Origin of the sequence: Streptomyces sp. UH6, from assembly GCF_013421635.1 — a bacterium.
In the GTDB taxonomy this organism is placed as follows: Bacteria; Actinomycetota; Actinomycetes; order Streptomycetales; family Streptomycetaceae; genus Streptomyces; species Streptomyces abyssomicinicus.
The window spans coordinates 1-7,531 of record NZ_JACADT010000208.1; the positions used below are offsets into that span (position 1 = coordinate 1).

The 7,531-nt window shown below is 69.8% G+C and carries 5 protein-coding genes and 1 pseudogene; 5 read left to right on the plus strand and 1 reads right to left on the minus strand.

Annotation, left to right across the window (positions count from 1 at the left end; genetic code table 11):
* The 5 genes from HW445_RS12980 to pknB form a co-directional block, all read left to right on the plus strand.
* On the plus strand, positions 1-495 hold a 495-nt coding region (locus HW445_RS12980), incomplete at its 5' end, for an FHA domain-containing protein (RefSeq protein WP_180221175.1).
* Positions 496-648: 153 nt separating this feature from the next.
* Positions 649-2,136 carry a Stp1/IreP family PP2C-type Ser/Thr phosphatase gene (locus tag HW445_RS12985; protein WP_180221176.1) on the plus strand — a complete coding sequence of 496 codons (1,488 nt, stop codon included), beginning with the start codon at positions 649-651 and terminating at the stop codon, positions 2,134-2,136.
* Between the two features lie 27 nt (positions 2,137-2,163).
* Positions 2,164-3,588 carry an FtsW/RodA/SpoVE family cell cycle protein gene (locus tag HW445_RS12990; RefSeq protein ID WP_180221177.1) on the plus strand — a complete coding sequence of 475 codons (1,425 nt, stop codon included), beginning with the start codon at positions 2,164-2,166 and terminating at the stop codon, positions 3,586-3,588.
* A complete protein-coding gene (locus tag HW445_RS12995; protein WP_180221178.1) occupies positions 3,585-5,036 on the plus strand; it encodes a penicillin-binding transpeptidase domain-containing protein in 1,452 nt (483 codons plus the stop codon). Before HW445_RS12990 ends, HW445_RS12995 begins: the two co-directional genes overlap by 4 nt.
* A 195-nt stretch (positions 5,037-5,231) precedes the next feature.
* The gene (gene pknB / locus HW445_RS13000; RefSeq protein ID WP_180221179.1) at positions 5,232-7,166 is read left to right on the plus strand and encodes a Stk1 family PASTA domain-containing Ser/Thr kinase; all 1,935 of its coding nucleotides are present in this window, start codon (positions 5,232-5,234) and stop codon (positions 7,164-7,166) included.
* Between the two features lie 71 nt (positions 7,167-7,237).
* On the opposite strand, the pseudogene HW445_RS13005 reads toward pknB, so the two are convergent.
* Positions 7,238-7,531 (minus strand): annotated as a pseudogene (locus tag HW445_RS13005) (hypothetical protein); the annotation flags it as partial.

Consider the following 7,531-nt stretch of genomic DNA (forward strand, 5'->3'; position numbering starts at 1 on the left):
CGGCTGGGTTTTCTGGCCGTCCTGTGGCTGTTCGTGATCGTGGCCGTGCAGGTCATCCGCAGTGACCTCTTCGGCGTGCGGGTCACCCAGCGCGGTGCGCGCCGGGAGGCCGTACGGCCCGCCGAGCGGGCCGGCCGCCAGCCCGCGGCACCGCAGCCGCAGGGCCGTCAGGCCGCCGCGGGCGGCCGGCGCGGGCGGAACACCCCGACCAAGCTGGTGGTGACCGAGGGCACCCTGACCGGCACCACCGTCGCCCTCCAGGGCCAGACGATCACCCTGGGCCGTGCCCACGACAGCACGATCGTGCTGGACGACGACTACGCGTCCAGCCGCCATGCCAGGATCTACCCGGACCGCGACGGCCAGTGGATCGTCGAGGACCTCGGATCCACCAACGGCACGTTCATGAACCGGAACCGGCTGACGACTCCCGTGCCGATCCCGCTGGGCGCGTCGATCCGCATCGGCAAGACCGTCATCGAGCTGCGGAAGTAGTACGAGAATGAGCGAGCGGAGCGAGCACGCGGCACACGTCCCCACCCAGGACGCCGGCGCGCTCCCGACCGGAGGGTGGGCAGGGTGGCTCGACAGGACCGGCTGCGGCTTTCCCCGCAACAGCCGTCGGAACAACCGGCGGGTGAGGTGCGCATGAGTCTGTCACTGCGTTTCGCCGCCGGATCGCACAAAGGGATGATCCGGGAGGGCAACGAGGACTCCGGCTACGCCGGTCCGCGCCTGCTCGCCATCGCCGACGGCATGGGCGGCCAGGCCGCCGGTGAGGTCGCCTCCTCCGAGGTGATCTCCACCATCGTCGCCCTCGACGACGACGTCCCCGGTTCCGACATCCTCACCTCCCTCGGCACGGCCGTGCAGCGCGCCAACGAGCAGCTGCGGATCATGGTCGAGGAGGATCCCCGCCTGGAGGGCATGGGCACCACGCTCACCGCCCTGCTGTGGACCGGCCAGCGCCTCGGCCTGGTCCACGTCGGCGACTCCCGCGCCTACCTCCTGCGGGACGGCGCCCTCACCCAGATCACCCAGGACCACACCTGGGTGCAGCGTCTGGTCGACGAGGGCCGCATCACCGAGGAGGAGGCCACAACCCACCCGCAGCGCTCCCTGCTGATGCGCGCGCTGGGCAGCGGCGACCACGTCGAACCCGACCTCTCCATCCGCGAGGTCCGGGCGGGCGACCGGTACCTGATCTGCTCCGACGGCCTGAGCGGCGTGGTGTCCCACCAGACCCTGGAGGACACCCTCGCCAGCTACCAGGGGCCCGAGGAGACCGTCCAGGAACTCATCCAGCTCGCCCTGCGCGGCGGCGGCCCGGACAACATCACCGTGATCGTGGCCGACGTCCTCGACCTGGACACCGGCGAGACCCTCGCCGGGGCGCGGCTGTCCGACACCCCCGTGGTGGTCGGCGCGGTCGCCGAGAACCAGGTCAGCAACGACAACGGCGCGATGCAGACGCCCGCCGGCCGCGCGGCCGGCCTGGGCCGTCCCGCGCCCGGCCAGGGCGGCGAGTTCGGCCCGCCCGGCAGCGGCGACACCGGCTACCTGGCCGGCGGGGAGAACGCCCGCGACTGGACCGACGAGGACCTCACCAAGCCCCGCAAGGGGCGCCGCTGGCTGAAGAGATCGTTCTACACGGCGCTGGCGCTCGGTGTGATCGGCGGCGGCCTGTACGGCGGCTGGCGCTGGACGCAGACCCAGTTCTACGTCGGCACCAACGACGAACACGTCGCGCTGTACCGGGGCATCAGCCAGGACCTGGGCTGGGTGTCGCTCTCGAAGGTGGAGAAGGACCACCCCGAGATCGAACTCAAGTACCTGCCTGCGTACCAGCAGAAGCAGGTCAAGGCCACCATCGCCCAGGGCGGACGCGGCGAGGCGGTGGAGAAGATCGAGGAACTCAAGGTCCAGGCCTCCGCCTGCCGCAAGAACGCCGAGCAGCAGGCCGCCGAGGAGCAGAACCCGAAGGCGAAGAAGCCCGCGGAGTCCGCCGAGGCCACCAACCCCGACGCGGTGACCGCGAGCCCGTCCCCGACCAAGAACACGACGTCCGCTCCCAGCCCCGGCCCCAGCCTCTCCGAGGAGGAGAAGAAGCTGGTCTCGCTGTGCGGCGATCAGTAGGCAAGCCGTGAGGGGCCCTGGAACACGATGAGCAGTAGTACCCATCAGACGTCCACCATCGGCGCCGTCGGCGCGCCCAGCCGGCGCAACACGGAACTCGCGCTGCTGGTGTTCGCCGTCGCCATCCCGGTCTTCGCCTACATCAACGTGGGCCTGGCCATCGACGGTTCGATCCCGGCCGGGCTGGCCACCTACGGCCTGAGCCTGGGCGCCATGGCCGCCCTCGGCCACCTGGCGGTGCGCAAGCTGGCGCCCTACGCCGACCCGCTGCTGCTGCCGCTGGCCACCCTGCTCAACGGGCTCGGCCTGGTCGCCATCTGGCGGCTGGACCAGTCGGAGCGGCTCCAGGCCCGCGACGCCTTCGTGGAGGCCGCGACCAACCAGCTGATCTACTCCGGACTCGGCATCGTGCTGTTCGCGGGCGTGCTGTTCCTGCTCAAGGACCACCGCGTCCTGCAGCGCTACACCTACATCTCCATGCTCGCGGCGCTGGTCCTCCTGCTGCTGCCGCTGGTCCCGGGTCTGGGCGTCAACATCTTCGGCGCCAAGATCTGGATCAAGGTCGGCGGATTCACCATCCAGCCGGCCGAGTTCGCCAAGATCGTGATCGCGGTCTTCTTCGCCGGCTACCTGATGGTCAAGCGGGACGCCCTGGCCCTGGCCAGCCGTCGTTTCCTCGGCCTCTACCTGCCGCGCGGCCGCGACCTCGGCCCCATCCTGGTGGTCTGGGCGGTCTCGATCCTGATCCTGGTCTTCGAGACCGACCTCGGCACCTCGCTGCTGTTCTTCGGCATGTTCGTGATCATGCTGTACGTCGCCACCGAGCGGACCAGCTGGATCGTCTTCGGTCTGCTGATGTCCGCGGTCGGCGCCGTGACGGTGGCCACCTTCGAGTCGCACGTCCAGCAGCGCGTCCAGGCCTGGCTCGACCCGATGCGCGAGTGGGAGCTGAGCCGCCAGGGCGTGGCCGGCCACACCGAGCAGTCCCAGGAGGCGCTGTGGGCCTTCGGCTCCGGCGGCACCCTGGGCAGCGGCTGGGGCCAGGGGCACTCCGACCTGATCGGCTTCGCCGCCAACTCCGACTTCATCCTGGCGACCTTCGCCGAGGAGATCGGCCTGACCGGCGTGATGGCCATCCTGCTGCTGTACGTGCTCATCGTGCAGCGCGGCATCCGCACCGCCCTCGCCGCCCGCGACCCGTTCGGCAAGCTGCTGGCGGTGGGCCTGTCCGGCGCCTTCGCGCTCCAGGTGTTCGTGGTGGCCGGCGGTGTGATGGGGCTCATCCCGCTGACCGGTATGACCCTGCCGTTCGTGGCGTACGGTGGTTCGTCCGTCATCGCCAACTGGGCGCTCATCGGCGTGCTGCTCAGGATCAGTGACACCGCACGACGGCCCGCGCCCGCCCCGGCTCCCAACCCCGACGCCGAGATGACCCAGGTGGTCCGACCGTGAACAAGCCCCTGCGCCGGATCGCGATCTTCTGCGGCCTGCTGATGCTGGCCCTGCTGCTGCGCGACAACTGGCTCCAGTACGCCCAGGCCGACGCGCTCGCCAAGGACTCCGACAACCGACGGGTCCGCATCGAGCGCTACTCGATCCCGCGCGGCGACATCATCGTCGACGGCAAGGCGATCACCGGCTCCAAGCGCACCGACGGCGAGTTCCAGTACAAGCGGACCTGGAAGAACGGCCCCATGTGGGCGCCGGTCACCGGGTACTCCTCGCAGGCGTTCGACTCCAACCAGCTGGAGAAGCTCGAGGACGGCATCCTCACCGGCAACGACGACCGGCTCTTCTTCCGCAACACCCTGGACATGCTCACCGGTGAGGAGCGTCAGGGCGGCAACGTCGTCACCACGCTCAGCACCGCCGCCCAGAAGGCCGCCTGGAACGGGCTGAAGGGCAAGAAGGGCGCGGCCGTCGCGCTCGACCCGGCCACCGGCAAGATCCTCGCGCTGGTCTCCGCGCCCTCCTACGACCCGTCGACGTTCGCCGGCAGCATGAACTCCGACTCCGAGGCGTGGAACTCGTTGCAGAAGAAGAACAACGAGGACGACCCGATGCTCAACCGGGCGCTGCGCCAGACGTACCCGCCCGGCTCCACCTTCAAGGTCGTCACGGCGGCGGCCGCGCTGGAGGAGGGGCTGATCGACGACATCGACGCCTCCACCGACAGCCCGGACCCGTTCCCGCTGCCGCAGTCGACCTCCAAGCTCACCAACGACCACGGCGTCTGCGAGAACGTGAGCCTGCGCGAGGCGATGCGCATCTCCTGCAACACCGTCTTCGGCAAGATCAGCGACGAGCTCGGCAACAAGACGATGATCGAGCACTCGGACAAGTTCGGGTTCAACGAGGAGATCTTCACCCCGGTCCGCGCGGACGCCAGCATCTACCCCGAGGACGTCCCGCCGCAGAACGCCATGGCGGGCATCGGCCAGGCGTCCAACCGCGCCACGCCCCTGCAGATGGCCATGGTCGCCGCCGCCGTCGCCAACGACGGCAAGCTGATGAAGCCGTACATGGTGGACCAGCTGCGCTCGGCCGACCTCGACGTGATCGAGAAGACCGAGCCGGAGGAGCTCTCCCAGGCGGTCTCGCCGGAGAACGCCCAGAAGCTGCAGGACATGATGGAGACGGTCGTGGAGACCGGCACCGGCACCACCGCGAAGATCCCCGGTGTGACCGTGGGCGGCAAGACCGGTACGGCCCAGCACGGCGAGAACAACGAGAAGAACCCGTACGCCTGGTTCATCTCCTACGCGAAGGACTCCAACGGCAAGTCCGTCGCCGTCGCGGTGGTCGTCGAGGACGGTTCCGCGGTCCGCGAGAACATCTCCGGCGGCGGCCTCGCCGCACCCATCGCGAAGGACATCATGAAGGCCGTGCTCGGCAAGTGATGGCCGGGGAGTGACTCCCGCCGCCTCTCCGTCACCCACCGCGACGCCCGCGAGGGCCGTCCATACCGGTCGTGTATCGGGTGACAGGCGTGGCCGGGCGAGACACCGCGAGCCGGGTACGGTATGCCCGGACGGCACACCGCCGAATCCATGAAGGGTGCGGTTGGGACCGACGGAGAGGGCTGGTAGGTAGCTATGGAAGAGCCGCGTCGCCTCGGCGGCCGGTACGAGCTGGGCCATGTGCTCGGCCGTGGTGGCATGGCGGAGGTCTACCTCGCGCAGGACACCCGGCTCGGCCGCACCGTGGCGGTGAAGACGCTACGGGCGGACCTCGCACGTGACCCGTCGTTCCAGGCCCGGTTCCGCCGTGAGGCCCAGTCGGCCGCCTCGCTCAACCACCCCGCGATCGTCGCGGTCTACGACACGGGCGAGGACTACATCGACGGGGTCTCGATCCCGTACATCGTCATGGAGTACGTCGACGGCTCCACGCTCCGTGAGCTGCTCCACAGCGGTCGCAAGCTGCTGCCGGAGCGGTCGATGGAGATGACCATCGGCATCCTCCAGGCGCTGGAGTACTCCCACCGCAACGGCATCGTCCACCGCGACATCAAGCCGGCCAACGTCATGCTGACGCGCAACGGCCAGGTCAAGGTGATGGACTTCGGCATCGCCCGCGCCATGGGCGACTCCGGAATGACCATGACCCAGACGGCCGCCGTGATCGGAACCGCCCAGTACCTCTCCCCGGAGCAGGCCAAGGGCGAACAGGTCGACGCGCGTTCCGACCTGTACTCCACGGGCTGCCTGCTCTACGAACTGCTCACGGTCCGTCCCCCGTTCGTGGGAGATTCCCCGGTCGCCGTCGCCTACCAGCACGTGCGCGAGGAGGCCCAGCCGCCGAGCGTCTTCGACCCCGAGATCACGCCCGAGATGGACGCGATCGTGCTCAAGGCGCTCGTCAAGGACCCGAACTACCGGTACCAGTCGGCCGACGAGATGCGCGCCGACATCGAGGCCTGCCTCGACGGCCAGCCGGTCGCCGCCACCGCGGCCATGGGCTCGGTCGGTTACGGCGCCGGCTACGGCGGCTACAACCAGGGCTACGGCGACGACCAGCCCACCACCGCCATGCCCCCGGCGGGCGGCGCCACCTCGATGCTTCCGCCGATGAACCCCGACGACGGCGCCTACGGCTACGACGGCGACCGTCCCGACCGGCGGCGGCAGAAGAAGAACCAGCAGTCGACGATCCTGCTGATCGCCGCCGCCGTGCTGGTGCTGATCGGCGCGATCCTGATCGGCCGGTACATCGTCGCCGACAACGACCCCGCCCAGGCCACGGTGCCCAACTTCGTGGGCAGCACCAAGGCGGAGGCCCGGGACCAGGCGACCAACGTGGGGCTGGAGGTCACCTTCAGCAACAAGGAGTGCGAGGAGCAGGAGAAGGGACGCGTCTGCTCCCAGGACCCCGCGAACGGCACCAAGCTCGACAAGGGCGAGTCGGTCGCGCTGGTCGTCTCCACCGGAGCGCCCAAGGCCGAGGTCCCGGACGTGGTCGGCATGACGGAGGACGAGGCGACGGCGAAGCTGGAGGACGCCGGCTTCGACGTCTCCGTGGAGACCGAGGTCAACGCCCAGGCGGAAGAGGGCACGGTCACCGACCAGGACCCGGGCGACGGCGTCGAGCGGGAGAAGGGCTCCGAGATCACCATCACCGTCGCCAAGGCGCCTCAGCAGGTGAACGTGCCGGAGGTCCGCGGCAAGACCTGTGAAGAGGCCAAGCAGGCGCTCTCGCAGGACGGTCTCAACGGCGAGTGCTCCGGCGAGGTCGAGACGACCGACCCGAATCTCGACGGCAAGGTCGCGGAGATGTCGTTCCAGCCTGGTGCGAAGGTCGACGTCGGCACCTCGGTCACGCTGAAGACCGGCAAGCTGAAGGAAGCCCAGCAGCCCGTCCCGGACGTGCAGAACAAGCCGCTGAAGGACGCCCGGAAGATGCTGGAGGACGCCGGGTACCGCAACATCCAGCCGTCGAAGAACGACCCGAACGGTGTCGTGGCGGTGCAGTCGGTACCGGCCGGGACCACGCCGGATCCCAACACGCCGATCGTGCTGATCATCCCCTGACCGGCTGATCACCTGAGGCTCAGGGCCCGCTCACCGCACGGTGGGCGGGCCCTCCCCGTGTCCGGGTCCGTTCAGGCCGTCCTCCTCACCCGCAGCCAGGCCGCCGCGGCCTTCAGCCCGGACCCCGCCGCCAGACCCCACGCCGCGCCCGCCGCGCCGCCGAGGGCGAACCCGGTGAACAGCAGGACCACCGACAGCAGCGAGAAGACGACCTGGACCGGCAGCGTCTCGCGCGGGCTGAGTACCCGCAGGGTGAGCAGCGCGCTGACCCCGAAGCCCATCAGCAGGTACTGCGTCCCCGTGGCCGGCAGCAGCGCGGCGACCGCGGGCCAGGTGTCGCCGAGGACCTGGCGGCCCCAGCCGTC

Coding starts and splice junctions, on each gene's coding strand:
- HW445_RS12985 (WP_180221176.1), top strand. CDS start 649: ATGAGTCTGTCACTGCGTTTCGCCGCCGGATCGCACAAAGGGATGATC.
- HW445_RS12990 (WP_180221177.1), top strand. CDS start 2,164: ATGAGCAGTAGTACCCATCAGACGTCCACCATCGGCGCCGTCGGCGCG.
- pknB (WP_180221179.1), top strand. CDS start 5,232: ATGGAAGAGCCGCGTCGCCTCGGCGGCCGGTACGAGCTGGGCCATGTG.